The organism is Burkholderia sp. AU19243, assembly GCF_018148075.1.
Taxonomy (GTDB): domain Bacteria; phylum Pseudomonadota; class Gammaproteobacteria; order Burkholderiales; family Burkholderiaceae; genus Burkholderia; species Burkholderia latens_A.
Map to the genome: position 1 here is coordinate 112,966 of NZ_JAGSTV010000007.1, position 25,283 is coordinate 138,248.

24 protein-coding genes are annotated in these 25,283 nt (G+C 66.3%); 5 read left to right on the forward strand and 19 right to left on the reverse strand.

What is annotated here, in order from left to right:
- Positions 1-15: 15 nt before the first annotated feature.
- From guaA to KDW55_RS15455, 5 genes are all read right to left on the reverse strand, one after another.
- Positions 16-1,635: a glutamine-hydrolyzing GMP synthase gene (guaA, locus tag KDW55_RS15435; protein WP_212160215.1), complete on the reverse strand. Its 1,620-nt coding sequence runs from the start codon at positions 1,633-1,635 to the stop codon at positions 16-18.
- 106 nt (positions 1,636-1,741) lie between these two features.
- Positions 1,742-2,347 carry a hypothetical protein gene (locus KDW55_RS15440; RefSeq protein WP_069241502.1) on the reverse strand — a complete coding sequence of 202 codons (606 nt, stop codon included), beginning with the start codon at positions 2,345-2,347 and terminating at the stop codon, positions 1,742-1,744.
- Positions 2,348-2,353: 6 nt separating this feature from the next.
- Positions 2,354-3,814, reverse strand: coding sequence for an IMP dehydrogenase (gene guaB / locus KDW55_RS15445; RefSeq protein ID WP_034207642.1), 1,461 nt, complete (start codon positions 3,812-3,814; stop codon positions 2,354-2,356).
- A gap of 284 nt (positions 3,815-4,098) precedes the next feature.
- Positions 4,099-4,947: a DUF2182 domain-containing protein gene (locus KDW55_RS15450; RefSeq protein ID WP_069241970.1), complete on the reverse strand. Its 849-nt coding sequence runs from the start codon at positions 4,945-4,947 to the stop codon at positions 4,099-4,101.
- A gap of 31 nt (positions 4,948-4,978) precedes the next feature.
- A complete protein-coding gene (locus KDW55_RS15455; protein ID WP_069241503.1) occupies positions 4,979-5,743 on the reverse strand; it encodes a DUF899 domain-containing protein in 765 nt (254 codons plus the stop codon).
- Positions 5,744-5,856: 113 nt separating this feature from the next.
- Here KDW55_RS15455 and KDW55_RS15460 point away from each other — a divergent pair, with 113 nt between their 5' ends.
- The 3 genes from KDW55_RS15460 to KDW55_RS15470 all read left to right on the forward strand — a co-directional run bounded on the left by KDW55_RS15460 (position 5,857) and on the right by KDW55_RS15470 (position 8,901).
- Positions 5,857-7,077 carry a helix-turn-helix domain-containing protein gene (locus KDW55_RS15460; RefSeq protein WP_212160218.1) on the forward strand — a complete coding sequence of 407 codons (1,221 nt, stop codon included), beginning with the start codon at positions 5,857-5,859 and terminating at the stop codon, positions 7,075-7,077.
- A gap of 30 nt (positions 7,078-7,107) precedes the next feature.
- Complete coding sequence (locus KDW55_RS15465) at positions 7,108-7,764, forward strand: glutamine cyclotransferase (RefSeq protein WP_069241505.1); 657 nt, start codon at positions 7,108-7,110, stop codon at positions 7,762-7,764.
- A 171-nt stretch (positions 7,765-7,935) separates the two neighbouring features.
- Positions 7,936-8,901: a DMT family transporter gene (locus KDW55_RS15470; RefSeq protein ID WP_069241506.1), complete on the forward strand. Its 966-nt coding sequence runs from the start codon at positions 7,936-7,938 to the stop codon at positions 8,899-8,901.
- A gap of 60 nt (positions 8,902-8,961) precedes the next feature.
- On the opposite strand, the gene KDW55_RS15475 is transcribed toward KDW55_RS15470, so the two are convergent.
- Positions 8,962-9,285 (reverse strand): RnfH family protein, encoded by a 324-nt coding sequence (locus KDW55_RS15475; protein ID WP_040144469.1) that lies wholly within the window; start codon positions 9,283-9,285, stop codon positions 8,962-8,964.
- Between the two features lie 4 nt (positions 9,286-9,289).
- On the reverse strand, positions 9,290-9,727 hold the full coding sequence (locus KDW55_RS15480; RefSeq protein ID WP_040144470.1) for a type II toxin-antitoxin system RatA family toxin: 438 nt from the start codon (positions 9,725-9,727) through the stop codon (positions 9,290-9,292).
- Positions 9,728-9,826: 99 nt separating this feature from the next.
- Between KDW55_RS15480 and smpB the strand changes: the two genes are divergently transcribed.
- Complete coding sequence (gene smpB / locus KDW55_RS15485) at positions 9,827-10,273, forward strand: SsrA-binding protein SmpB (protein WP_006478511.1); 447 nt, start codon at positions 9,827-9,829, stop codon at positions 10,271-10,273.
- A gap of 249 nt (positions 10,274-10,522) precedes the next feature.
- On the opposite strand, the gene KDW55_RS15490 is transcribed toward smpB, so the two are convergent.
- The 3 genes from KDW55_RS15490 to ppsA all read right to left on the reverse strand — a co-directional run bounded on the left by KDW55_RS15490 (position 10,523) and on the right by ppsA (position 14,536).
- Positions 10,523-11,458 (reverse strand): SPFH domain-containing protein, encoded by a 936-nt coding sequence (locus KDW55_RS15490; protein WP_059547730.1) that lies wholly within the window; start codon positions 11,456-11,458, stop codon positions 10,523-10,525.
- Between the two features lie 33 nt (positions 11,459-11,491).
- The gene (locus KDW55_RS15495) at positions 11,492-11,926 is read right to left on the reverse strand and encodes an NfeD family protein (RefSeq protein WP_040144472.1); all 435 of its coding nucleotides are present in this window, start codon (positions 11,924-11,926) and stop codon (positions 11,492-11,494) included.
- Between the two features lie 210 nt (positions 11,927-12,136).
- On the reverse strand, positions 12,137-14,536 hold the full coding sequence (gene ppsA / locus KDW55_RS15500) for a phosphoenolpyruvate synthase (RefSeq protein ID WP_040144473.1): 2,400 nt from the start codon (positions 14,534-14,536) through the stop codon (positions 12,137-12,139).
- 375 nt (positions 14,537-14,911) lie between these two features.
- Here ppsA and KDW55_RS15505 point away from each other — a divergent pair, with 375 nt between their 5' ends.
- On the forward strand, positions 14,912-15,727 hold the full coding sequence (locus tag KDW55_RS15505) for a pyruvate, water dikinase regulatory protein (protein WP_040144980.1): 816 nt from the start codon (positions 14,912-14,914) through the stop codon (positions 15,725-15,727).
- Between the two features lie 113 nt (positions 15,728-15,840).
- Here the strand turns inward: KDW55_RS15505 and KDW55_RS15510 are convergent, their stop codons facing one another.
- The 9 genes from KDW55_RS15510 to rseP form a co-directional block, all read right to left on the reverse strand.
- Positions 15,841-16,623, reverse strand: a complete 783-nt coding sequence (locus KDW55_RS15510; RefSeq protein WP_059547732.1) for an RNA methyltransferase — start codon at positions 16,621-16,623, stop codon at positions 15,841-15,843.
- Positions 16,620-17,264, reverse strand: a complete 645-nt coding sequence (gene rnhB, locus KDW55_RS15515; RefSeq protein ID WP_069241508.1) for a ribonuclease HII — start codon at positions 17,262-17,264, stop codon at positions 16,620-16,622. Before rnhB ends, KDW55_RS15510 begins: the two co-directional genes overlap by 4 nt.
- A complete protein-coding gene (gene lpxB, locus KDW55_RS15520; protein WP_059547734.1) occupies positions 17,261-18,430 on the reverse strand; it encodes a lipid-A-disaccharide synthase in 1,170 nt (389 codons plus the stop codon). The genes rnhB and lpxB overlap by 4 nt, the downstream gene beginning before the upstream one ends.
- A 3-nt stretch (positions 18,431-18,433) precedes the next feature.
- Complete coding sequence (lpxA, locus tag KDW55_RS15525; protein ID WP_040144477.1) at positions 18,434-19,222, reverse strand: acyl-ACP--UDP-N-acetylglucosamine O-acyltransferase; 789 nt, start codon at positions 19,220-19,222, stop codon at positions 18,434-18,436.
- A gap of 58 nt (positions 19,223-19,280) precedes the next feature.
- The gene (fabZ, locus tag KDW55_RS15530; RefSeq protein ID WP_006495559.1) at positions 19,281-19,748 is read right to left on the reverse strand and encodes a 3-hydroxyacyl-ACP dehydratase FabZ; all 468 of its coding nucleotides are present in this window, start codon (positions 19,746-19,748) and stop codon (positions 19,281-19,283) included.
- Positions 19,749-19,878: 130 nt separating this feature from the next.
- Complete coding sequence (gene lpxD, locus KDW55_RS15535; protein WP_212147815.1) at positions 19,879-20,958, reverse strand: UDP-3-O-(3-hydroxymyristoyl)glucosamine N-acyltransferase; 1,080 nt, start codon at positions 20,956-20,958, stop codon at positions 19,879-19,881.
- Between the two features lie 16 nt (positions 20,959-20,974).
- Positions 20,975-21,472, reverse strand: a complete 498-nt coding sequence (locus KDW55_RS15540) for an OmpH family outer membrane protein (RefSeq protein ID WP_040144479.1) — start codon at positions 21,470-21,472, stop codon at positions 20,975-20,977.
- A gap of 64 nt (positions 21,473-21,536) precedes the next feature.
- Complete coding sequence (gene bamA, locus KDW55_RS15545) at positions 21,537-23,843, reverse strand: outer membrane protein assembly factor BamA (RefSeq protein WP_044843770.1); 2,307 nt, start codon at positions 23,841-23,843, stop codon at positions 21,537-21,539.
- A gap of 64 nt (positions 23,844-23,907) precedes the next feature.
- Complete coding sequence (gene rseP / locus KDW55_RS15550) at positions 23,908-25,281, reverse strand: RIP metalloprotease RseP (RefSeq protein ID WP_040144481.1); 1,374 nt, start codon at positions 25,279-25,281, stop codon at positions 23,908-23,910.
- Between the last annotated feature and the right edge of the window lie 2 nt (positions 25,282-25,283).

Here is a 25,283-nt window from a genome sequence, read left to right on the forward strand (position 1 = left end):
CGGCCCGGCGCCGGATCACTCCCACTCGATCGTCGCCGGCGGCTTGCCCGAAATGTCGTACACGACCCGGTTGATGCCGCGCACTTCGTTGATGATCCGGTTCGACGCCCGGCCGAGCAGCGCGTACGGCAGGTGCGCCCAGTGCGCGGTCATGAAGTCGGTGGTCTGCACCGCACGCAGCGACGTCACGTAGTCGTACGTGCGGCCATCGCCCATCACGCCGACCGATTTCACCGGCAGGAATACCGCGAACGCCTGGCTCGTCAGGTCGTACCACGTCTTGCCGACGTCGGTTTCGCCGCACAGGCCCGCCGCCGCGTCTTGCGCGGTAGCGGTCGTGCCGCGCAGCTCTTCGATGAAGATCGCATCCGCACGGCGCAGCAGGTCCGCGTATTCACGCTTCACTTCGCCGAGAATCCGCACGCCGAGGCCCGGGCCCGGGAACGGATGGCGGTACACCATCTCCGGCGGCAAGCCGAGCGCGACGCCCAGTTCGCGCACTTCGTCCTTGAACAGGTCGCGCAGCGGCTCCAGCAGCTTCAGACCGAGCGTTTCCGGCAGGCCGCCGACGTTGTGGTGGCTCTTGATCGTCGTCGCCTTCTTCGTCTTCGTGCCGCCCGACTCGACCACGTCCGGATAGATGGTGCCCTGCGCGAGCCACTTCGCCTTCGACAGCTTCTTCGCCTCGGCCTGGAACACCTCGACGAACTCGCGGCCGATGATCTTGCGCTTCTGCTCGGGATCGGTCACGCCGGCCAGATGGCCGAGGAACTGCTCGGATGCGTCGACGTGCACGACTTTCGCATGCAGGCGGCCCTCGAACATGTCGAGCACCATCTTGCCTTCGTTCAGGCGCAGCAGGCCGTGGTCGACGAACACGCAGGTCAGCTGGTCGCCGATCGCGCGATGGATCAGCGCAGCCGCCACGCTCGAATCGACGCCGCCCGACAGGCCGAGAATCACTTCCTCGTCACCGACCTGCTCGCGAATCTTCGCGACGGCTTCCTCGATGTGGTTCTTCATGATCCAGTCGGGCTTCGCGCCTGCGATCTGCAGCACGAAGCGTTCGATGATCTGGCGGCCCTTCACCGTGTGCGTGACTTCCGGGTGGAACTGCACCGCGTAGTAGCCGCGCGCCTCGTCGGCCATGCCGGCGATCGGGCAGCTCGGCGTCGACGCCATCAGCGCGAAGCCCGGCGGCAGCTCGGCAACCTTGTCGCCGTGGCTCATCCACACCTTGAGCATGCCGTGGCCTTCGGCGGTCTTGAAATCCTCGATGCCGTCAAGCAGGCGCGTATGGCCGTGCGCACGCATTTCCGCATAGCCGAATTCGCGGTGATCGCTCCACTCGACCTTGCCGCCGAGCTGAACCGCCATCGTCTGCATGCCGTAGCAAATGCCGAGCACCGGCACGCCGAGATCCCACACGGCCTGCGGCGCGCGCAATTGGTGGTCTTCGTACGTGCTTGCGTGGCTGCCCGACAGGATCACCGCCTTCGGCGCGAACTCGCGGACGAACTCGTCGGACACGTCGTTCGGATGGATTTCGCAGTAGACGTGCGCTTCGCGCACGCGGCGCGCGATCAGTTGGGTGACTTGCGAACCGAAGTCGAGAATCAGGATTTTGTCGTGCATGGCTGCGGACGGGATGAAGATGATAAGAAAAGCAGCGCACGAAGCGCTGCGTCAAAAGCATGGACAGCGGCGGCGCGCGGCAGGCGGCTCGCGCGACGCATGCCGGTCAATCCTGCGACGGCGGGCGCGCGTCGAACGCAACGCTGCCTGACGCTCGGTCGGATGCTGCCGACGGAGCTGCCGTGGCCGGCGCGGCCGGCGCCGGACGGCCGACCGCCGGCTCGACCCGCTGCGGCCGCGCTGCGGACGGCACCGGCTCGGCCGGACGCTTCGCGTCCCGAATCTCGAGCGCCTGTGCGCGTTCCGCCCGCTCGCGCCGCCGCACGGCCGATGCGAGCCGCACGCCGCCGAGCCCGAGCACGATCAGCACGATGCCCGCCATCGCCGACAGCACGCGGCCGGCGGCCGCGAGCGCGGGGCCGTTGCCGGTGCCGAGCGACCATACGACCGTCAGTACGCCGATCAGCCAGTTCACATGGCCGACCGCGCGCGCGACGGGCGCCGTGAGGTCGCCGTTGACCGCCGCATGGAACGCGAGCCACGCGAGCCCGAGCAGCGCAATGCCGAACGCCTGGCCGAGCATCGCCGGCTGGATGTTCGCGAGCCGCAGCGCGTCGAACAGCGCCTGCCACGGCGTCAGCACGAACAGCACGCCGAACGCCAGCAACAGCACGGCATCGACGATCAGCACGGCGCGCAACAGCGGTTTCATCGGCGATCAGTCCACGTGGTAGTTCGGCGCTTCCTTCGTGATCTGCACGTCGTGCACGTGCGACTCGCGCATGCCCGCCGCAGTGATCTGAACGAATTCGGCTTTCTCGTGCAGCTCGTCGATCGTGCGGCAGCCGCAGTAGCCCATGCTCGCCCGCACGCCGCCGACCAGCTGGAACAGGATCGCGTTGACCGAGCCCTTGTACGCGACGCGGCCTTCGATGCCTTCCGGCACGAGCTTGTCGATGTTCGCCGAGTTGTCCTGGAAGTAGCGGTCCGCCGCGCCGTCCTTCATCGCACCGACCGAACCCATGCCGCGGTACGACTTGTACTGGCGGCCCTGGTACAGGAACACGTCGCCCGGCGCCTCTTCGGTGCCCGCGAACATGCTGCCCATCATCACCGCGTTCGCGCCGGCCGCGAGCGCCTTCGACACGTCGCCCGAGAAGCGCACGCCGCCGTCGGCGATGCACGGCACGCCGGTGCCCTTCAGCGCTTCCGCGACGTTCGCGATCGCGCTGATCTGCGGCACGCCGACGCCCGCGACGATCCGCGTCGTGCAGATCGAGCCCGGGCCGATGCCGACCTTGACCGCGTCCGCGCCGTATTCCACGAGCGCCTTCGCGGCCGCGGCCGTCGCGATGTTGCCGCCGATCACCTCGACGTGCGGGAAGTTCTGCTTGACCCAGCGCACGCGCTCGAGCACGCCCTTGCTGTGGCCGTGCGCGGTATCCACGACGATCACGTCGACGCCGGCCTGCACCAGCAGCTCGACACGCTCTTCGTTGTCCGGACCGACACCGACGGCGGCGCCCGCGCGCAGCTTGCCGTGTTCGTCCTTGCACGCATCCGGATGTTCGGTCTGCTTCGTGATGTCCTTGACGGTCATCAGGCCGCGCAGTTCGAACGCGTCGTTGACGACCAGCACGCGCTCGAGGCGGTGGCTGTGCATCAGCGCTTTCGCTTCGGCGAGCGGCGTGCCTTCCTTGACCGTAACGAGACGCTCGCGCGGCGTCATGATCGACTTGACCGGTTCATCGAGGCGCGTCTCGAAGCGCAGGTCGCGGTTCGTGACGATGCCGACGAGCTGCGGGCCTTCGACGACCGGGAAACCCGAGATGCCATGCTGGCGCGACAGCGCGATTACGTCGCGCACCTTCATCTGCGGCGGAACCGTGATCGGGTCGCGCACGACACCCGATTCGAAACGCTTGACCTTCGCGACCTCGCGGGCCTGCTCGGCCGGCGTGAGGTTCTTGTGGACGATGCCCACCCCACCCTGCTGCGCCATCGCGATCGCGAGGCGACCTTCGGTGACCGTGTCCATCGCGGCGGACACGAGCGGCATGTTCAGGGAGATGTTGCGGGTCAGCTTGGTTTTCAGGCTGGTGTCGCGCGGGAGAACGTCGGAGAAGGCGGGAACGAGGAGCACGTCATCGAAAGTGAGTGCTTTTTGGATCAGACGCATGGCAAATCCTATGGGCGCAAAAGCGAATTATACGCGAAGCGCCGCGAATTTTCACAACACGAACAACGGGTTAGACGTCTCCGCGCGTAGAGGGGCCGAATCGTTCGGATCGCCGTTCGGATCGTTTTCGATCGCCTTTCGTTTCACGCCGCCATCGCCCCATTCGCGCAACCGGGCGAAATCGGCTGGAATCGGCCGGGATCGGCGCCGCCCGCGTGTCGTGGCACCACAACACCGTCTGCGGCATCGGCACCGCGCCGCGCACGCCCGCGGTCCCAGCCGCGCTAGATCGCCGCAGCCGCCGCGCACGCGGTCATGACCGCGCCGGCGCCGATCGCGACGCCCCCTACGATCCGCGCGACGCGTTCGCCGCCCGGCAGCCGTTCAGCTGCAATCGCCACGGTCACGATCGCCATCACGCACAGATCCGTCATGCCGGCCGCCAGCGAGACGGCCATCAGGTTCCCGCAGCAGGCGGCACACCACAGCGCGGCGCGCACGCCGTGCCACCACGCGCTCGCGGCTGCAAGCTCCGGCCGCCGCACGCACCGTTCGCCACCTGCGTGCCGGCAGCAAGCCAGCCGCCGCATCTTCCAGCCGGAAAACTGCAGCACGCCCGCACCGAACACGACGGCGCCAGCGGCAACCGGGATCGCGGCCGCCAGTGCGGGCGACCGGGCCGCCGCGGCCGCCAACGCCGTGCCGGCCGGAAACAGCAACGCGCCGAACGCCATCCATACGGAGAAATAGCCGACGCCCACGACCGCGACCCGCCATGCCGCGTGCGCGCCGCTCAATACGCCGATACGCTGCCGATATCGCCAGAGCACCGGCGCCAGCACCGGCAGCATCATCGTCACGACCATCGCGCCCCACATGCCGGCAAATGCGAAGAATGCGTGTGCCGGCCGCCATCCACATGGCGTGAGCCAACCGGCCGACAGCGTCCGGCCGTCCGCCATCGGCACTCCGGCCAGCGCGCCCATCGAAGCGTGCTGCGCAAGCATCGCCCAAACGGCGGCGGCGAACACCGCACCGAGCACGGCGCCGAACGACCGCCGGCCGCCGCCCGTAGCACTGCAGTCTGCCGCTTTCGCGACGGCTTCATCGTCCACGTCTGTCGCCGTCCTCATCGCCCGCTCCCCGCCGGCGGCCGGCTTGCGCTCAGCCGCGCGCGTACTCGTCATGGCGACGCCACCACACACCCGTTTCGTTGCGCCCGAGCGGCGCGCGGTCGAGCCACTGATACATCCCCCAGAGCCCGTCGAGCCCGCGCGCGTACGTCGAATACGTGTGATAGACGACACCGTCCTCGCGCACGAACGCGCTCATTCCCGGCCGGTCGCGTGCATACGTGGCGGCGTCGGTGCCGCAGGTCGCCGCGAACTGCGCGACGGCGGCAGGCGGCGGCTCCATGTCCATCGCGTGGCCGGCGCGTGCATAGTTGTACTCGACGTCGCCCGCGCGCTGCTGCGCTTCGGTGAACGACACGTTGAAGTCGAAGTTGAATTCGCCGCCGTCCGATGACACCCATGGAAAGCGCCACCCCATTCGCTGCCGGTAGGCGACGAGCTTCGCGAGCGGCGCGCGCGACACCGCCGCGAGCGTCACGTCGTGGTTCGCCAGATGCACCGCAAACCCGTCGAAGCCGTCGGCGAGCGCCGAGCACGACGGGCAACCGGCCTTGTAATCGGGGCCGAACATGAAGTGATAGACGAGCAGTTGCGAGCGGCCCTCGAACAGATCGCCGAGCGTCGCGACGCCGTTCTCGGTCTCGAACCGGTAAATCTTGTCGACACGAACCCACGGCAACGCCTGCCGGCGTCGCGCGAGCTCGTCGCTCTGCCGCGTCAAGTTCTTTTCTGCATCGAGCAGCGCGCGGCGCGCCGCGAGCCACTCGTCGCGTGTTCCGGTGAGATGGTTCGTCATTGCGAGGTCCTCCTTCGGACAGGGATTCGGGCACGGCACATCCGCCGTGTGCGTGGTGCTAGATTAGGGCCGGGCATCGAACCGAAGGGAGTGACAACTGTGTCGGGATTCGGATGGATTCGCTGATCACGGCCGCCGCGCGGGCGCTCGCGGCGGGCGACCCGCTCGGTGCACTGAACCGCGTCGCGCTGCGCAACGACGCACCGGCGCTTGCGTTGCGCGGCATCGCGATGGCGCAACTTGGCGACTTCGAGCGCGCACGGACGCTCGTGCGCGGCGCGGCGCGCGCATTCGGCGCGAAGGAAGCCGTCGCGCGGGCGCGCTGTGTGGTCGCGGAAGCCGAGATCGCGCTGGCGTCGCGCGATCTCGGCTGGCCGTCGCGGGCGCTCGATGCCGCATGCGCGACGCTCGACGCGCACGGCGACCGCGCGAACGCCGCGCATGCGCGCTATCTCGGCGTGCGCCGAATGTTGTTGATCGGGCATCTCGACGAGGCCGAGCAGCGGCTTGCGAGCCTCGATCCCGCGCCGCTGCCTGCCACATCGCGCGCGGCGCACGAGCTGATCGCCGCCGGAATCGCGATGCGCCGCATCCGCCCGCACGCAGCGCGCTTGGCCCTCGTCCGCGCCCGCGCAGCCGCACGGGACGCCGGCATCGCCGCACTGACGGCCGAAGTCGAGACGGCCGCGCGCGTGCTCGATACACCGGCGGCGCGACTGATCGCGCGCGGCACGTCGCGGCTTGTGTTGCTCGACGACGTCGAGGCGCTGCTGGCGTCGAACGCGCTGATCGTCGACGCATGCCGTCACGCGGTGCGCGACGCGCGCACGACCGTGTCGCTCGCGCGCCGCCCGGTGCTGTTCATACTCGCGCGCATGCTCGGCGAGGCGTGGCCCGGCGACGTGTCGCGAAGCGCGCTGGTCGCCGCCGCGTTTCGCGCGAAGCATGCGGACGAATCGCATCGCGCGCGGCTGCGCGTCGAGATCGGCCGCTTGCGCGCGATGGTGCGGCCGCTCGCGAACATCACCGCGACGCCCGGCGGCTTCGCGCTCGAGCCGCTCGGCCTGCGCGAAGCCGTCGTGCTCGCGCGCCCGGTCGACGATCGTCACGCCGCGGTACTGGCGCTGCTCGCGGACGGCGAGGCGTGGTCGAGCTCCGCACTGGCGCTCGCGCTCGACGCGAGCCAGCGCACCGTGCAGCGCGCACTCGACGCGCTCGCCGGCGCGAACAAGGTGCAAGCGCTCGGACGCGGCCGCGCGCGCCGCTGGATGACCCCGCCGCTGCCCGGATTCGCGACGACCTTGTTACTCCCCGCACCGCTGCCCGGCGATTAGGATGGGTACACCCACGACGAGGTGACAAACATGAAACGCTCCACCGCAGACATCCTTCGCGAATACGGCCCGTTTCCAGGCGGCAACGGCGTGCACGGCGTCACGTTCGACGGCACGCACGTATGGTTTGCGTCCGGCGACAAGCTGAACGCGCTCGATCCCGAACGCGGCGCGACCGTGCGCACGCTCGACGTCGCCGCGCACGCGGGCACCGCGTTCGACGGGCGTCATCTGTATCAGATCGTCGAGGACCGGATCGAGACGATCGATCCCGACTCCGGACGCGTGCTCGCGACGATCCCCGCACCCGGCAGCGGCGGCGATTCCGGCCTCGCGTGGGCCGAGGGCACGCTGTGGGTCGGCCAGTACCGCGAGCGCAAGATTTATCAGGTGGACCCGCAATCGGGCGCCGTGCTGCGCACGATCGAATCGAACCGCTTCGTCACCGGCGTCACGTGGGTCGACGGCGAACTGTGGCACGGCACATGGGAAGCGGATGAAAGCGAACTGCGGCGGATCGACCCGCACACCGGCGACGTGCTCGAACAGCTCGACATGCCGGCCGGCGTCGGCGTGTCAGGGCTGGAATCCGACGGCCGCGACACGTTCTACTGCGGTGGCGGCAACAGCGGCAAGCTGCGCGCGGTCCGCCGCCCTGCGCGAGCGCGGACGACGGCCGAGCGCTGAGCCGCCAATCGTCGACAGGGGGCTTCCAGCCGATAGCGAAACTGAATCGCGACGGCGCCATCAGCCCAGCCCGATCGAACGCGACCCGCTTCGAGTGCAGGAATGAACAAGACGTGAGCCCGCCGCCGTCGCTAAGATGCGCGCTCGTCAGTCATTTGTTTGGAGCGGTCGATGCAGCGCGGTGTGGTGTATGGCGTCCTTGCGGGCGCGTTGTGGGGGATGGTCTTTCTCGTGCCGCGGCTGTTGACCGATTTCTCGCCGCTGCTGCTGAGCGCCGGCCGCTATGCGATGTACGGCCTCGTGTCGCTGGCCGCGGCACTGCCCGCCGCGCGCTCGCTGCTCGCGCGGCTGACCCGCGAGGATCTCGTCGCACTCGCGCGGCTCGCGCTGATCGGCAACGTCGCGTACTACATGTTGCTGTCCGCTGCGGTGCATCTGGTCGGCATTGGGCCGAGTTCGCTGATCGTCGGCGTGCTGCCCGTGACCGTCACGCTCGTGGGCCTGGGCGACCACGGCGCAGTGCCGCTGCGGCGCCTCGCCGCCCCGCTCGCGCTTGTGATCGCCGGCATCGCGTGCATCAACGTCGATCTGTTCACATCGGAAGCCGCGCACGCGACGACGCTCGGCCAGAAGCTCGCGGGCGTCGCGTGCGCGTGCGGCGCGCTCGCAAGCTGGACCTGGTACGCAGTCGCGAACGCGCGCTACCTGCAACGCCATCACCATTTCGGCGGCAACGAGTGGTCGGTGCTGTGGGGTGTCGTGACCGGCGCGATCGGCGGCATGTGCTGGCTCGTCATCCTCGCGCTGCCGGCCGGCACGCTGCAGGCGGCCGTGCCCGCATCGCGGTGGCAGTTGTTCTGGCTGCTGAACCTCGGGCTCGCGGTCGGCGCGTCGTGGCTCGGCAATGGGCTGTGGAATGCGGCATCGAAGCGGCTGCCGCTGACGTTGTCGGGCCAACTGATCGTGTTCGAGACCGTGTTCGCGATGCTCTACGCGTTCGTCTACGATCATCGGATGCCCCGGATGCTGGAGATCGCGGCGCTCGCGCTGCTGCTCGCGGGCGTCTACGGCTCGGTGCGCCGCCACGGCGACACGCGCAGCGACGCGCCCGCGAACGCGAACGTCACGGCCCACTAGCGCGGGCGCGCGGTCTGACGAATCGGAACGGATCAGGTCGTGCGGCGCGGGCGCGACGCGTCAGCGCGCGTCCTTGTGCATCCACTTGCGGCCCTCGATGGAGCCTTCGCGGCGGGTCTTGTCGACGCGCCGCTGGCGCGCGAGCTTCGGATCGACGATCAACGGACGATAGATCTCGACGCGGTCGTGGTCGGCAAGCGGCGCGTCGAGCGGCGCGAGCTTGCCGAATACGCCCGTCTTCACGTGCGCGAGATCGATCTCCGGGTGCAGCGCGAGCACGCCGCTCGCGTCGATGGCCGCGCGCACGGTCGCGCCTTCGGGCAGCGACACCGGAATCAGCGTCTGGCGATCCGGCAGCGCATAGCAGACTTCGATCGACAACATCGCGTCACCCCTTTCCGTAGCGCTGATCGGCGCGCTTCACGAACGAATCGACGAACGTGTTCGCGATGTGGCTGAACACCGGCCCGATGATTTTCTCGAGCAGGATGCTCGAGAACTCGTAGTGCAGCGCGAACTCGATCTTGCATGCATCGGCGCGCAGCGGGATGAAGCGCCACGAGCCCGTGAACTTCTTGAACGGGCCGTCCGCGAACTCCATGTCGATCCGCGTCGGACGCTGCTGGATGTTGCGCGTCGCGAAATGCTGCTTGATGCCCTTGAAGTTGATGTCGATGCGCGCTTCCATCCCGCTGTCGTCCTGACGTCGAATCTCGACGCCGCCGCACCAGGGCAGGAAATTGGGGTAGTCGGCCACGTCGGTGACGAGGTCGAACATCTGTTCCGCCGAATGACGGATCAATACGGTTTTCTGGACATCTGCCATAAATCGCGCGGCATCGCTTGAGGTGGGAACGCCAAGCCGGGCGATTCCCGCCCCGCTTTGCTAAAATCGTGATTTTAAACGAGTTGGCCCGATCCTTTCATGAGCATCATCGACAACAGGAAAGCGCACTTCGATTATCACATCGAGGAACGCTACGAGGCGGGGCTCGTGCTTGAGGGCTGGGAAGTCAAGGCGCTGCGCGCCGGGCGCGGCCAGATCAAGGAAGGCTACGTCGTGGTGAAAAACGCCGAGATCTTCCTGATCGGCACCCACATCAGCCCGCTGCCCGAAGCCTCGACGCACATCAAGCCCGACCCGGTGCGCACGCGCAAGCTGCTGCTGCATCGCGAGGAAATCAAGAAGCTGATCGGCAAGGTCGAGCAGCGCGGCTACACGCTAGTACCGCTGAACTTCCACTACAAGGGCGGCCGCGTGAAATGCGACATCGCGCTCGCGAAGGGCAAGAAGCTGCACGACAAGCGCGAAACCGAGAAGAAGCGCGACTGGGAACGCGAAAAGGCGCGGATCATGCGCGCCGGCACCTGACACGCACGATCCTCATCACAAAGCAATACGGCCCGCTTCGAGCGGGCCGTATTGCTTTGTGCGATGCATGCGAGCGTCACGCGGATCGTCCCTCTCCGCCGCCACGAATGCGCGTCTGCGTCGCGCACTTGTGGCAATGCAACTGGCGCTCATGCCGAGGCACGCGACGATTCGACGCATGCCGGGCGCGGCGCCGCTGCACCGCCAGTCCGCGCCGCCACCGCGAGGATGCCGACCAGTACGCCGCATTCAGCCCTTCGCGCCCGCGGCCGGCGCCGCGTTCTTGACGATCGTCAGCGCCGACGCGATCGCGGTGCCGAGGTCCGACAGGTTCGCCGGCACGATCAGCGTGTTGCCCTGTTTCGCGAGATTCGAGAACGCGCCGACATATTGCTCGGCGACCTTCAGGTTCACCGCGTCCATCCCGCCCTGCGACTGAATCGCGTTTGCGATCTTCTGGATCGCCTGCGCGTTCGCTTCAGCCACCGCGAGAATTGCAGCCGCCTCGCCCTGGGCCTGATTGATCGCGGCCTGCCGCTCGCCCTCGGACTTCTGGATCGCCGCCTCGCGCGCACCCGATGCGAGGTTGATCTGCTCCTGCTTGCGGCCTTCCGACGCGGCGATCAGCGCACGCTTTTCCCGCTCGGCGGTGATCTGCGCCTGCATCGCATGGAGGATCTCCTTCGGCGGCGTCAGGTCCTTGATCTCGTAGCGCAGCACCTTCACGCCCCAGTTCGCGGCGGCCTGGTCGAGCGCCGAAACGATGTTGTGGTTGATGAAGTCACGCTCCTCGAAGGTCTTGTCGAGCTCGAGCTTGCCGACCACCGAGCGCAGCGTCGTTTGCGCGAGCTGCGTGATTGCGAGCACGAAATTGCTCGACCCGTACGACGCCTTCATCGGATCGGTCACCTGAAAATACAGCACGCCGTCGACCTGCAGCTGCGTGTTGTCGCGCGTGATGCAGACCTGGCTCGGCACGTCGAGCGGAATTTCCTTCAGCACGTGCCGGTACGCGATCCGGTCGACGAACGGCAGCACGATGTTCAGCCCCGGCGACAGCGTCGCGTGATAGCGCCCGAAGCGTTCGAGCACCCATGCATGCTGCTGCGGCACGATCTTCACCGTCTTCGACACGATCACGATGGCGATGACGAGCAGGACGATCCAGACGATCAGCGAATCCATGAAATATTCCCTCCTTGTTTTATCGGTGGACGATCAGCCCGCGGGTTTCGCGACGACGACGAGACAGTTGCCGCGAACGGCACGCACCTGATACACGCGCGCATCGACGCGCTCGCCGGTCGCGAGTTCGACGTCCCAGTCGGCGCCGCGATACTGCACGCGCGCACGGCCGTCGTGCCACGCATCGACCGTGACGGTCGCGCCGATATCGAGATTGACGTCCGGATTCGTCGACGTGTCGCGCTTCTGCTTGCGCCCGAGCCCCGAACGGCGCAGCACGATCATCGCGACGATCGCGACCGCTGCGGCCGCGCCGATCTGCACGTGGGGCGCGACGCCCGCGAGCTGCAACACGCCGCCTGCGAGAAAGCCGAGCGCGATCATCAGCAAATAGAACGTGCCAGTCAGCAATTCGGCAACGACCAGCACGCCGACCCCGACCCACCAGAACAAATGCCCCGACATCATTGTGGTCTCCAGAAGAACGTCCCCGACGCTCACTATATTCGCTGCGCTCGCCGCTGTGCGAAGCGGTCGATGCTCGCGACGCGGCCTCGCACGTACCGACGAAAAAAAACACCCCGGCGCTTACCGGGGTGTTTATAGCATGAACCTTGCATTTTGCCTTCAACGAAAGCGCGGCGAGCCGCCCTTTCGTCGAAGCTGGATGACCGATCGTTACTTGCGGTTGGCGAGCGCCTGCCACGTGTCGATGATCGTGTCCGGGTTCAGCGAGATCGATACGATGCCTTCGTCGGTCAGCCATTGCGCGAAGTCCGGGTGATCGGACGGGCCCTGGCCGCAGATACCGACGTACTTGCCCATTTTCCGGCAGGTGTCGATCGCACGCTTGAGCAGGAACTTCACGGCCGGGTCGCGTTCGTCGAAGTCGACGGCCAGCAGCTCCATGCCCGAGTCGCGGTCGAGGCCGAGCGTGAGCTGCGTAAGGTCGTTCGAACCGATCGAGAAACCGTCAAAGTGCTCGAGGAACGCTTCGGCGAGGATCGCGTTGGTCGGGACTTCACACATCATCACGAGGCGCAGGCCGTTTTCGCCGCGCTTCAGGCCGAACTTCTCGAGCAGACCGACGACGCGCTCCGCCTGCTTCACGGTCCGCACGAACGGCACCATGATCTCGACGTTGGTCAGGCCCATGTCGTCGCGCACGCGCTTCAGTGCACGGCACTCCATCTCGAACGCCTGCGCGAAGTCTTCGGCGATGTAGCGCGATGCGCCGCGGAAGCCCAGCATCGGGTTTTCCTCGTCCGGCTCGTAGCGCGAACCGCCGATCAGCTTCTTGTACTCGTTCGACTTGAAGTCGGACAGGCGCACAATTACGGGCTTCGGATAGAACGCGGCGGCGATCGTCGCGACGCCTTCGGTCAGCTTGTCGACGTAGAACTGGCGCGGCGACGCATGACCGCGCGCAACGCTCTCGACCGCCTTCTTCAGATCCTGGTCGATGTTCGGATATTCGAGGATCGCCTTCGGGTGGACGCCGATGTTGTTGTTGATGATGAACTCGAGACGCGCGAGGCCGACACCGGCGTTCGGCAACTGCGAGAAGTCGAACGCGAGCTGCGGGTTGCCGACGTTCATCATGATCTTGACCGGGATTTCCGGCAGTTCGCCGCGCTGCACCTCGGTGACTTCCGTCTCGAGCAGCCCGTCGTAGATCTTGCCTTCGTCGCCTTCCGCGCACGATACGGTGACGAGCGCGCCGTCCTTCAGCACGTCGGTCGCGTCGCCGCAGCCGACCACCGCCGGCACGCCAAGCTCACGCGCGATGATCGCCGCGTGGCAGGTGCGCCCGCCACGGTTCGTGACGATCGCCGACGCACGCTTCATCACCGGCTCCCAGTTCGGGTCGGTCATGTCGGCCACCAGCACGTCGCCCGGCTGCACGCGTTCCATTTCCGACGGATCCTGGATCACGCGCACGGGGCCCGCGCCGATCTTCTGGCCGATCGCGCGGCCCGTCGCCAGCACCTGCGACTGGCCCTTCAGCTTGAAGCGCTGCTCGGCCTTGCCGCTCGCCTGGCTCTTCACCGTTTCCGGACGCGCCTGCAGGATGAAGATCTTGCCGTCGCGGCCGTCCTTGCCCCACTCGATGTCCATCGGACGCTGGTAGTGCTTCTCGATGATGACCGCGTACTTCGCGAGCTCGATCACGTCGTCGTCGGTGATCGAATAGCGGTTGCGCTGCTCGTGCGGCACGTCGACCGTCTTCACGCGGCCCGGCTCGCCCGGCTGCGTGAATTCCATCTTGATCAGCTTCGAGCCGATCGAACGGCGGATGATCGGGTACTTGTCCTGCGCGAGCGTCGTCTTGAACACGTAGAACTCGTCCGGGTTCACCGCGCCCTGCACGACGGTCTCGCCCAAGCCGTAGCTCGACGTGATGAACACGGCGTCCTTGAAGCCCGATTCGGTGTCGATCGTGAACATCACGCCGGCCGCGCCGACGTCCGAGCGCACCATGCGCTGCACGCCGGCCGACAGCGCGACCTCGGCGTGCGTGAAGCCCTTGTGCACGCGATAGGAGATCGCACGGTCGTTGTACAGCGACGCGAACACGTGCTTCATGCGGTCGAGCACGTCTTCGATGCCGACGACGTTCAGATACGACTCCTGCTGGCCGGCGAACGACGCGTCGGGCAAGTCTTCCGCGGTTGCGGACGAGCGAACGGCGAACGACAGCTCGCTCGGCGAGCCGCTCTTCAGGATTTCGAACTGTGCGCGGATTTCCTGCTCGAGGCGTGCCTGCAGCGGCGCGTCGACGATCCATTTACGGATTTCGGCACCGGCTTCGGCGAGCGCCTTCACGTCGTCGATGTCGAGCGACTCGAGACGCTTCGCGATGCGATCGGTCAGATCGTTGTGCTTCAGGAAATCGCGGAATGCGAGCGCGGTTGTGGCGAAACCGGTGGGTACACGAACGCCTGCCTCGGAAAGCTGGCTGATCATCTCGCCGAGCGACGCATTCTTGCCGCCCACGATCTCCACATCGGTCATCCGCAACTGCTCGAACGGGATTACATACGCCTGGTCCTTTGCGACGTTTGCTGCGTTAGTCATACAAGCCCCTAAGTGTGAAAAAAATGCTCGATTGCGCAAGTGGGCTCGAACGCGGGCGCTTGCAAAAAGGCGCGGCGCGTCTTGCGCAACCTGTTGGAGAAACAATCGCAGCAGCTGAAAAGCTTCCGACCCGATTTGAAAAAATCCCGGCAGAAGGGCGATATATTCAGATGAATCGCCGAACTTGCCGGGAGTTTTCGTTCAATGGCGACAAGCCGAAGGTGCCGTTCGCACCGCGCTCCCGCAATTGCTTATCCAACAGGTTGCCGCTATTCTACCGTGCCGGCTGCCGGATGTGGCGCGACCTTGTCACTGCGTGTGGAGGCGAACCTCCAGCGCGCCGCGCAACCGCCCTTCACGTTCGACGCCCTGTTCATGCTGCCTACCGTTTTCATCGTCTCCGACGGCACCGGGATCACTGCCGAAACCTTCGCGCACTCGATCCTCTCCCAGTTCGACCAGAAGTTCCGCCTCGTGCGCGTGCCGTTCGTCGACTCGCTCGACAAGGCCTTCGCGACGGTCGAGAAGATCAACGAGGCCGCGGTGCATGACGGCCGCCGCGCGATCGTGTTCACGACGCTCGTCGACAGCGAATCGAACGACATCGTCAAGCGCTCGAACGCGCTGGTGCTCGACATGTTCCAGCGCTTCGTCGAGCCGCTCGAGCAGGAACTGGAACTGAAGTCGAGCCACGCGATGGGTCGCGGCCACCAGAACGCCGATACCGAGGAATACAAAACTCGGATCGAGGCGATCAACTTCTCGCTCGCGCACGACGACGGCCAGTCGAACCGCAACCTGTCGGAAGCGGACGTGATCCTGGTCGGCGTGTCGCGTAGCGGCAAGACGCCGACGAGCCTGTATCTCGCGATGCAGTACGGCGTGAAGGCGGCAAACTATCCGCTGATTCCGGAAGACTTCGAGCGCGGCAAGCTGCCGTCGGCGCTGTCGCCATACAGCGAGAAGCTGTTCGGGCTGTCGATCGACCCGCAGCGGTTGTCCGAGATCCGCAACGAGCGCCGCCCCGGGAGCAAGTACGCGGCGCTCGAGAATTGCCGATACGAGATCAACGAAGCCGAGGCAATGATGCGCCGCGAAGGGATCAAGTGGCTGTCGTCGACGCACAAATCGATCGAGGAGATCGCGACGACGATCCTGCAGGAAATCCGTCTCGACCGGCAGTCGTACTGACGCGCGCGACGGCGCGGCCGCGAGGCCGCTGGCAGCAAAAAGGCCGCGTCGAACGCGGCCTTTTTTTATCGTACGGGCAGATCGGCGGACACGCAGTGCGCGCCGCCACTCCGTCATGCGCGCCGCTGCTGCCGCACCTGCTCGAACAGGCACACCGCCGCCGCGGCCGCGACGTTCAGCGACTCCATGCCGCCCGGTTGCGGGATCGTCACGCGATGCGTGGCCGCATCGCGCCAGAACGGCGACACGCCCGCGCCCTCATTGCCGAACACCCACGCGACGGGGCCGGACAGGTCGCAATCGTAGACGGGCTGTGCGCCGTGCGAATCGGTCAGCGCGACCGGCACGTCGAGACGTTCGGCAAGCTCTTGCGGTTCGACGTCCTCGTGGATCGACAGCAGGAAGTGTGCGCCCATGCCCGATCGCAGCACCTTCGACGACCACGCATACGCAGTGCCCGGCGCGCAGAACACGTGCCGCACGCCGGCCGCCGCCGCGCTGCGCAGGATCGAGCCGACGTTGCCGGCATCCTGCACGCCGTCGAGTACGACCGACGTATGCGTGACGCGCTCGGGCAGCGGCTGCGCCGGCCGGTCGACGAGCAGCAGGAAACCGACGCCGCTGACCACGTTCGACAGTTGCCCGAATAGTGTGTCGGGCAGTGTGACGACGCGCTGCGCGTCGATGCGCGCGACGATCGCCTGCGCTTCGGCATGCGCGAGCGCGCCTTCGGTCGCGACGCACAGCTCGGGCACGGCGCCCGTGTCGAGATATGCGCTCGCAAGATGGAAACCTTCGAGCAGCGCGTGGCCGCCACGGCGCTGCTGGGAGGTCGAGCCCGCGAGCGCCTTCAGGCGCTTGTACAGCGGATTGTCGCGGGAAGTGATGCTCTTCATCGAATCAGGTCAAGGGCCGCGCGCACGGGCGCGAACGAGCGCCGGTGCGCTTCGCAGGGGCCGTGCTCGCGCAGCGCGGCAAGATGTTTCTCGGTACCGTAGCCGGCATGCACGTTGAAGCCGTACACCGGATAGCGTTCGTGCAGCTCGACGAGCATCCGGTCGCGCGTGACCTTCGCGAGAATCGACGCGGCCGAGATGCTCGGCACGAGCGCGTCGCCGCTGACGATCGCCTCGGCTCGGACCATCAGGGTCGGGCAGCGGTTGCCGTCGATCTGCGCGAGCGTCGGCACGACGGACAGGCCTTCTACCGCGCGCTTCATCGCGAGCATCGTCGCGTGCAGGATGTTCAGCGTATCGATCTCGTCGACGCTGGCCGATGCGACGCAATACGCACGCGAGCGCGCGACGATCAGCTCGTACAGCGCATCACGCTTTTTCGCGGACAGCGCCTTCGAATCGTCGAGCCCGTCGATCGGCTGCGCGGGATCGAGGATCACCGCGGCGGCCACGACCGGCCCCGCGAGCGGGCCGCGGCCCGCTTCGTCGACGCCGCAGACGATCTCGTCGGGCCGCGTGAAGTCGAAACCGCCCTGCACGTCGTCGAACGCGCGACCGCGTGGAGCACGTGCGACCGTCATGCGCGCCCCTTGCGTTGCTCGAGCACACGCACGACCGCCTCGGCTGCCTTCGCGGCCGTGTTCTGCCGCAGCGACACGTGCATTTCCGTGAAAACCTCGGTCAGTGTGCGGCGGTTTGCGTCGTCGCGCAGTTGCGTGAGCGTTGCATCGGCGAGCGCCTCGGGCGTCGCGAAATGCTGCAGCAACTCGGGCACGACGAAACGCCCGGCCAGGATGTTCGGCAGGCCGACGTACGGCAGATAACCTTGGCGGCGCATGATCTGGCCGGTCAGCCAGGGCACCTTGTACGAGATCACCATCGGCTTTTTCAGCAGCGCGGCCTCCAGCGTGACGGTGCCGCTCTTCACGAGGATCGCGTCGGCGGCCGTCATCGCGACCTGCGAACGGCCGTCGGTGATCGTCAGTGCAAGTTGCGGATGTGCGTCGACGAGCGGCTGAAGCAGTTCGCGCAGTGCGGGCGTCGCCGCCGGCATCACGAACCGCACGCCGGGCTCGCGCTGCTGCATCAACGCCATCGCCGCGAAGAACGTCGGGCCGATCAGGGCGATCTCCGAACGCCGGCTGCCCGGCAGCACCGCGATCACCGGGCCGTCGGCCGGCAGGCCGAGCGCGATGCGCGCGCCGTGCGTGTCGGGCTCGAGCGGAATCTCGTCGGCGAGCGGATGGCCGACATACGTCGACGCGACACCCGCCTTGTCGAGGATCGCAGGTTCGAACGGGAACAGGCACAGCATGTGATCGACCGACTTCGCGATCTTCTTGATCCGTCCACCGCGCCACGCCCAGATCGACGGACACACGAAGTGGATCGACGGGATGCCCGCGTCGCGCGCCGCCTGTTCGACGTTGAAGTTGAAGTCGGGCGCGTCGACGCCGATGAACGCGTCGGGCCGCTCCGCGAGCAGCTGGCGCTTCAGCTCACCGCGAATCCGCAGGATATCGGGAATCTGGCCGAGCGCCTCGACGTAGCCGCGCACCGTCAGCTTGTCCATCTGCCAGTGCGAGTCGAAGCCGTGCGCGAGCATGCGCTGGCCGCCGATCCCGTAATACAGCGTCGACGCGGGCAGCCGCTCGTGAAGCCCGCCGAGCAGCGATGCCGCGAGCAGATCGCCGGACGGCTCGCCGGCGACCATCGCGAGCCTGAGCTGATTGGTCGGGAGCGACATCGCTTAGCGGATGATGCCGCGTTGGGACGCGTCGATGAACTCGACAAACGCGGTCACTGCCGCGTCGCCCTCGCCGCCCGCCGCCGCCAGCTCGCGCAGCTGCACCTTCGCTTCTTCGAGCGACAGGCCGTTCTTGTAGAGCAGCCGATACGCGCTGCGCAGCGCGGAAATCGCGTCGGGCGAGAACCCGCGCCGGCGCAGGCCTTCCACGTTGATGCCGTGCGGCTCGGCCTTGTTGCCCGCTGCGATCACGAACGGCGGCACGTCCTGCACGAGCGCCGATGCGCCGCCCAGCATCGCGTGCGCGCCGATGCGCACGAACTGGTGCACGCCCGACATTCCGCCGATGATCGCGAAATCGCCGATCTCGACGTGGCCGGCCATCTGTGCGTTGCTCGACAGGATCACATTGTTGCCGACGCGGCAGTCGTGGCCGATGTGCACATACGCCATGATCCAGTTGTCGTCGCCGAGCGTCGTCACGCCGGCGTCCTGCACCGTGCCGGTGTGGATCGTCGTGAATTCGCGGATCGTGTTGCGGTTGCCGATCACGAGCTTCGTCGGCTCGTCCTTGTACTTCATGTCCTGCGGACGGCCGCCGACCGACGCGTAATGGCCGATGCGGTTGTCTTCGCCGAGCGTCGTGTGACCTTCGATCACGCTGTGCGAGCCGATCGTCGTGCGCGCGCCGATCGTGACGTGCGGCCCGACGATTGCGTACGGCCCGATCTCGACGGACTCGTCGATCTGCGCGCCCGGTTCGACAATCGCGGTGGGATGAATCCTGGTCATGCGCCGTTGCCTCTCGATGTGATGTGTCGCGTTGCGTTATTCATGCTTGCCGCGTCGCTCAGGGCGCCGCGTCGGCCGTCTTGACCGTGCACATCAGTTCGGCTTCCGCCGCGACCTTGCCGTCGACTTCCGCCACCGCCTTGAACTTCCAGATACCGCGGATGTAGCGCTCGAACGTCACGTTCAGAATCAGTTGATCGCCCGGTTCGACAACACGCTTGAAGCGCGCGCCGTCGATGCCGACGAAGTAGTACAGCGTGTTTTCCGGATCCTTCGGCTGCTCTTCGGCAAACGTCAGCAGCGCGGCCGCCTGCGCGAGCGCCTCGAGAATCAGCACGCCCGGCATCACCGGCCGCTTCGGGAAATGCCCCTGGAAGAACGGCTCGTTGATCGACACGTTCTTCAGCGCTTTGATCCCCTTGTGCGGCTCGAGTTCGAGCACGCGATCGACGAGCAGAATCGGATAGCGATGCGGCAGCAGCGTGAGGATCTTGTGGATGTCGAGATTGATTTTTTCAGTGCTCATGATGGTTCGTCTCACGCAGAGGCTGCGCGGTGGTGATGCAAAGGCTGGAGCGGGCCGCCGCGCGGCCCAGTCTGGCGAACCGGGCCGGTAGCGCTGGCCGTGCCCGATTCGTGGTCTCGCATGGTGTCGGTCAGGCGTCCGTGCCGCCGTGGGCGGCGAGCGCGGTTTCGAGCGCCTTGATGCGGTCGCGCAGCTTGTCGAGGTTGCGCACGAGCGCGGCGCTCTTGTTCCACTCGCCGTGGTCGACGGCCGGGAACGCGCTCGTGTAGATGCCGGCCCTCGGCAACGACTTCGACACGCCCGAATTCGCGGTGATGATCACATAGTCGCCGAGCGTCACGTGGCCGGCGATCCCGGCCGCGCCGCCGATCATGCAGTGGCGGCCGATCGTCGTGCTGCCCGCGATGCCCGCCTTGCCGGCGATCACCGTGTAGGCACCGATCCGGCAGTTGTGGGCAATCTGCACCTGGTTGTCGATCTTCACGCATTCGTCGATGACGGTGTCCGCCATCGCGCCGCGATCGATCGTCGTATTCGCGCCGATCTCGACGTCCGGGCCGATGGTCACGCCGCCGACCTGCGGGATCTTGACCCAGGTGCCGGTGCGCGCGTCGCCGTCGCCGACGAAATCCGGCGCAAACCCGAAACCGTCGGAACCGATCACGGCACCCGAATGAATGATTGCGCGCGGGCCGATCTTGCAGCCGTGGTACACCGATGCGTTCGGATACAGGTGCGAGCCCGCGCCGATCGTCGTGCCACGGCCAATGAACACGTTCGCGTCGAGTTGCACGCCGTCTTCGATCACCGCGCCGGCCTCGACCGTCACGTGCGGACCGATCACCGCGGTTGCGGCAACCTGTGCGGCCGGATCGATCGTCGCGCTCGGATGCACGCCGGCCGCGCGCGGCGGCGCGGCGAGATCGATGAACATCTGCGCGACGCGTGCGAAGTACGCGTATGGATTCGGCGTCACGATAAAGCTGCGGCCGCTGGCCGCCGCGCCGAGCTTTTCGAGGTCCTTCGGTGCGATCAGCACCGCGCCGGCGCGGGTCGTCTCGACCTGCGACAGGTACTTCGGATTCGCGAGAAACGCGAGTTGCTGAGGGCCTGCCTGGTCGAGCGGCGCGAGGCCGCTGACCGTGCACTGGGCGTCGCCGGCGATCTCGCCGCCGAACCGCTTTACGAGTGCCTCAAGCGTCAATGCCATTCGTCGTCTGCTCCGTTCAGTTCGTCGAGCCGGACGCGAGCGCCTTGAGCACCTTGTCGGTGATGTCGATGCGCGGGCTGACGTACACGGCTTCCTGCACGATCAGGTCGTAATTCTGCTGCTCGGCGATCTGCTTGATGACCTTGTTCGCTCGCTCGAGCACCGCGGCGAGTTCCTCGTTGCGACGCTGGTTCAGGTCTTCGCGAAACTCGCGCTGCTTGCGCTGGAAGTCGGTGTCGAGCTGTGCGAGATCGCGCTGCTTCTGCGCACGATCGGCCGCCGACAGCGACGCTCCGTTCTTGTCCAGCGAGTCGGACATCGACTTCAGGCGCGCCGCGAGATCCTGCAGATCCTTGTCGCGCTTCGCGAACTCGGCTTCGAGCTTCGTCTGCGCCGCCTTGGCGGGCGCAGACTCGCGCAGGATCCGATCCGAATTGACCGCCGCAATGCGGGCGACGTCCTGAGCGTGTGCTGTCGCCGCGCCCAAGGCCAGCGCAACGGTCAGCGCACACATCACTCGTTTCGAAAACTTACCGGTTAGCAAAATTACCCTCTCGTTGCTGTTGTCATGCGTTCGATCAGAACGCCGTCCCGATCTGGAACTGGAATTTCTGATACTGGTCGCCTTCGTGTTTCTGCAGCGGGAAACCGAGGCTCAGCTTCAGCGGCCCGATCGGCGAAATCCACGCGAGACCCACACCGTAGCCGTAGCGCAGGCCGTTCGCGCCGGTACTCGTGCCGCCCGGCGCGTTGCCCCACACGTTACCGCCGTCGAGGAACGTGAACACGCGCAGCGTGCGGTCGTAACCGGTGCCCGGCAGCGGGAACGTCAGCTCGATGTTGCCGACCACCATCTTCGAGCCGCCGATCGGATCGTTCGTCTTCGTGTCGCGCGGGCCGAGCGAGCTCGGCTCGTAGCCACGCACGGAGCCGATACCGCCCGCGTAGTAGTTCTTGAAGATCGGGTACGGGTTGCCGATACCGTTACCGTAGCCGCCCTGCAGGTTCAGGCCGAGGATGAAGCCGCGCGAGAACGAATAGTAGTACTGCGCCTGCAGGTCTGCCTTGTAGTACTGAATCTTGCCGACCGGCACGCCGTATTCGACGTTCGCCTGCGTAAAGTAGCCGCGGCTCGGGATCAGCGCGCTGTCACGCGCATCGCGCGACCACGCGACCGTCAGCGGCACCGTGTTGGACACGCGGCCGAATTCGTTTACGTAATCCTGGTAGCTCTGCGGCGTGTTCGAGTCGACATCAAGACGGTTCTGCTCGAAGCCCGCGCCGAAATAGACGGTGTCGACTTCCGAGAACGGAATGCCGAATTTCAGGTTGCCGCCCGCGCTGATGATCCGGAAGCTCGAGCTCGTCGAGTAGTAAAGCGGCTGGTACGTGCGGTAGTACACGTCGGTGATCCGCTTGATGCCGTCGACCGTGAAGTAGGGATCGACCTGCGTGACGGTCAGCGTACGGTAGCTCTTGGCGGTGTTCACGTTCACCGACAGGCTCGTGCCCGAGCCGAACACGTTGTCCTGCGACACGCCGGCCGACAACACCACCTTGTCCGTCGACGAGAAGCCCGCGCCCAGCGTGATCGCGCCGGTCGGCTTTTCGTCGACCTTCACGTTCACGTCGACCTGGTCGTTCGTGCCTTCGACCGGCACCGTCGTCACGTCGACGTTGGTGAAGTAACCGAGACGGTTCACGCGATCCTTCGACAGCGCGAGGCGGTTCGAATCGAACCACGAGCTTTCGAGCTGGCGCATTTCGCGGCGCACGACTTCGTCGCGCGTGCGCGTGTTGCCGACCACGTTGATGCGGCGCACGTACACGCGGCGGCTCGGATCGACGACGAGGTTCAGGTTCACCTTGTGGTTCGCCTGGTCGATGTCCGGCTGCGCGTTGACGGTCGCGAATGCGTAACCGTATTCGCCGAGCTTGTCGACGATCGACTTCGTCGTCTGCTGCAGCTTTTCGGCCGAGAAGCGATCGCCCGGCTTGATCTTGATCAGCTTGTTCAGTTCGGCTTCGCGATCGAGCAAGTTGCCCGACAGCTTGATGCCCGACACCGTGTACGGCTCGCCTTCATGCAGCGTGACCGTCAGGTACATGTCCTTCTTGTCGGGCGAGATCGACACCTGGGTCGACTCGATATTGAACTCGAGGTAGCCGCGGTTCAGGTAATACGAGCGCACGGCCTCGAGGTCGCCCGTCAGCTTTTCCTTCGAGTACAGGTCGTTCTTCGTATACCACGAGAACCAGTTCGGCGTCGACAGCTGCATCTCGTCGCGCAGCGTGCTGGTGCTGAACGCCTTGTTGCCGATGAAGTTGATCTGGCGGATCTTCGCGCTCGGCCCTTCCGCGACCGCGAACAGGATCGACACGCGGTTCGCGTCGACCGGCGTGATCGTCGTCTTCACCTCGGCCGCGTAGAAACCGCGAGTCAGGTACTGACGCTTGAGCTCCTGCTCGGCCTTGTCGACGAGCGCCTTGTCGTAGTAGCGGCCGTCGGCCAGGCCAACCGCGCGCAGCGCTTTCGTCAGGTTGTCCTTGTCGAATTCCTTCGTGCCGGTGAAGTCGATCGACGCGATGGCCGGACGCTCCTGCACCTGCACGATCACGACGTTGCCTTGCGTCGCGATGCGCACGTCGTTGAAAAAGCCCGTCGCGTACAGCGCGCGGATTGCTTCGGATGCCTTGTCGTCGGTGAAGGTATCGCCCTGCTTGATCGGCAGGTACGCGAACACCGAACCCGCTTCGACGCGCTGCAACCCCTCGATCTTGATGTCTTGCACCACGAACGGTGCCGCTGCATGCGCCGCGAGGCCGTGCGCGGCGAGCGCGGCCGCTGCAACTGTCTTAGGTACAAAGCGATGAGGTTTGAACAACGTGCATCCCCAATATTTAGCTGCATCAAATCAGGCGGCGGCCGACCGGCCGCCGCCTGACGCTTCAGAAATGGATTAACCGAGCCAGGTCGTTGAACAGCGCGATCGCCGACAACGCGACGATGCAGATCAACCCGGCTCTTTGCAGAATCAGCTGCCAGCGCTCCGAGACGGCTTTCCCGGTCGCGGCTTCAACCAGATAATATAACAGATGCCCCCCGTCCAAAACGGGAATCGGCAGCAAGTTCAACACCCCGAGGCTAATGCTGACAAGGGCGAGGAACGACAGGAAGGCCGACGGACCGAGCCGCGCGCTCTTGCCCGCGTAGTCGGCGATCGTCACCGGGCCGGACAGGTTCTTCAACGACGCGTTGCCCGTGATCATCCGGCCGAACATCTTCAGCGAATAGACGGCGATGTCCCACGTGCGATGCGCGCCCAGCCGCAGGCTTTCGAGCGGTCCGTAGCGCACGTCGACCGACGGCGTGTGCATCGACAGCGCAGCGCCGATGCGGCCGATCTGCTGCCCCGTCTCGTCGTCGCGCTGCACCTGCGGCACGATCTGCACGGTTTGCGTGGAACCGCCGCGGTCGACCTGCAGGTCGACCGCCTGGCCCGCGTGGTGCTTCACGATATCGATGAAGCGCGATGCGCCGCCGATCGGCTTGCCGTCGAGCGCAAGCAGCTTGTCGCCGGCCTTCAGGCCTGCCTGCTCGGCCGCGCTGCCCGGCTGCACCGATGCGATCGACAGCGTGCCGCCTCCGGTCTCGAAGCCGAGGTGCATCATGAAATCGTCGTCGAGCTGGCTTTCGGGCACATTGCGCAGGTCGACGCGGAAATCGAACGTCGACGAACCGCCGTCGCGCGCGCCGAGCACGATCTCGCGATGATCGAACGCAGCAGCCAGCAGCTTCCAGCGCAGGTCCGACCACGAGCGGACCGGCGCGGCATCGCCGCCGTCGGCGTCGCGGATCGACACGATCGTCTCGCCGCCGTCGAAGCCCGCGCGAGCCGCCACCGTGCCGGCGGCCGGCGGCGCGACGACCGCGGCCGGCTCGGTCACGCCAGTCGCGAATACGGCGGAAAAGAGGACGATTGCCAACAGGAAGTTCGCGAGCGGGCCGGCGGCAACGATCGCGATACGCTTGAACACCGACTGCCGGTTGAACGCCTGGTCGAGTTCCTCTGGCTTCACGCCCGGCCCCGGCTCGCGCTCGTCGAGCATCTTCACGTACCCGCCAAGCGGCAACGCGGAAAGCGTCCATTCGGTGCCGGTCCTGCGGCTGACCCAGCGCGCGACGGGCCGGCCGAAGCCGATCGAAAAACGCAGCACCTTCACGCCGCACCAGCGCGCGACGCGATAATGTCCGTACTCATGCACGACGACCAGCACCCCGATCGCCACCGCAAACGCGATCAGTTCGACCAGCACGTTCATGA

Bases quoted from the DNA above. Each gene is read 5' to 3' on its own strand.
- KDW55_RS15450 (WP_069241970.1), bottom strand. From the start codon at position 4,947: ATGAGGACGGCGACAGACGTGGACGATGAAGCCGTCGCGAAAGCGGCA.
- lpxD (WP_212147815.1), bottom strand. From the start codon at position 20,958: ATGGCATTGACGCTTGAGGCACTCGTAAAGCGGTTCGGCGGCGAGATC.
- lpxB (WP_059547734.1), bottom strand. From the start codon at position 18,430: ATGTCGCTCCCGACCAATCAGCTCAGGCTCGCGATGGTCGCCGGCGAG.
- lpxA (WP_040144477.1), bottom strand. From the start codon at position 19,222: ATGACCAGGATTCATCCCACCGCGATTGTCGAACCGGGCGCGCAGATC.
- KDW55_RS15465 (WP_069241505.1), top strand. From the start codon at position 7,108: ATGAAACGCTCCACCGCAGACATCCTTCGCGAATACGGCCCGTTTCCA.
- KDW55_RS15505 (WP_040144980.1), top strand. From the start codon at position 14,912: ATGCTGCCTACCGTTTTCATCGTCTCCGACGGCACCGGGATCACTGCC.
- KDW55_RS15540 (WP_040144479.1), bottom strand. From the start codon at position 21,472: ATGTGTGCGCTGACCGTTGCGCTGGCCTTGGGCGCGGCGACAGCACAC.
- rnhB (WP_069241508.1), bottom strand. From the start codon at position 17,264: ATGACGGTCGCACGTGCTCCACGCGGTCGCGCGTTCGACGACGTGCAG.
- guaB (WP_034207642.1), bottom strand. From the start codon at position 3,814: ATGCGTCTGATCCAAAAAGCACTCACTTTCGATGACGTGCTCCTCGTT.
- KDW55_RS15495 (WP_040144472.1), bottom strand. From the start codon at position 11,926: ATGATGTCGGGGCATTTGTTCTGGTGGGTCGGGGTCGGCGTGCTGGTC.
- KDW55_RS15490 (WP_059547730.1), bottom strand. From the start codon at position 11,458: ATGGATTCGCTGATCGTCTGGATCGTCCTGCTCGTCATCGCCATCGTG.
- KDW55_RS15480 (WP_040144470.1), bottom strand. From the start codon at position 9,727: ATGGCAGATGTCCAGAAAACCGTATTGATCCGTCATTCGGCGGAACAG.
- guaA (WP_212160215.1), bottom strand. From the start codon at position 1,635: ATGCACGACAAAATCCTGATTCTCGACTTCGGTTCGCAAGTCACCCAA.
- KDW55_RS15475 (WP_040144469.1), bottom strand. From the start codon at position 9,285: ATGTTGTCGATCGAAGTCTGCTATGCGCTGCCGGATCGCCAGACGCTG.
- ppsA (WP_040144473.1), bottom strand. From the start codon at position 14,536: ATGACTAACGCAGCAAACGTCGCAAAGGACCAGGCGTATGTAATCCCG.
- KDW55_RS15470 (WP_069241506.1), top strand. From the start codon at position 7,936: ATGCAGCGCGGTGTGGTGTATGGCGTCCTTGCGGGCGCGTTGTGGGGG.
- rseP (WP_040144481.1), bottom strand. From the start codon at position 25,281: ATGAACGTGCTGGTCGAACTGATCGCGTTTGCGGTGGCGATCGGGGTG.
- KDW55_RS15455 (WP_069241503.1), bottom strand. From the start codon at position 5,743: ATGACGAACCATCTCACCGGAACACGCGACGAGTGGCTCGCGGCGCGC.
- KDW55_RS15510 (WP_059547732.1), bottom strand. From the start codon at position 16,623: ATGAAGAGCATCACTTCCCGCGACAATCCGCTGTACAAGCGCCTGAAG.
- fabZ (WP_006495559.1), bottom strand. From the start codon at position 19,748: ATGAGCACTGAAAAAATCAATCTCGACATCCACAAGATCCTCACGCTG.
- KDW55_RS15460 (WP_212160218.1), top strand. From the start codon at position 5,857: ATGGATTCGCTGATCACGGCCGCCGCGCGGGCGCTCGCGGCGGGCGAC.
- KDW55_RS15440 (WP_069241502.1), bottom strand. From the start codon at position 2,347: ATGAAACCGCTGTTGCGCGCCGTGCTGATCGTCGATGCCGTGCTGTTG.
- smpB (WP_006478511.1), top strand. From the start codon at position 9,827: ATGAGCATCATCGACAACAGGAAAGCGCACTTCGATTATCACATCGAG.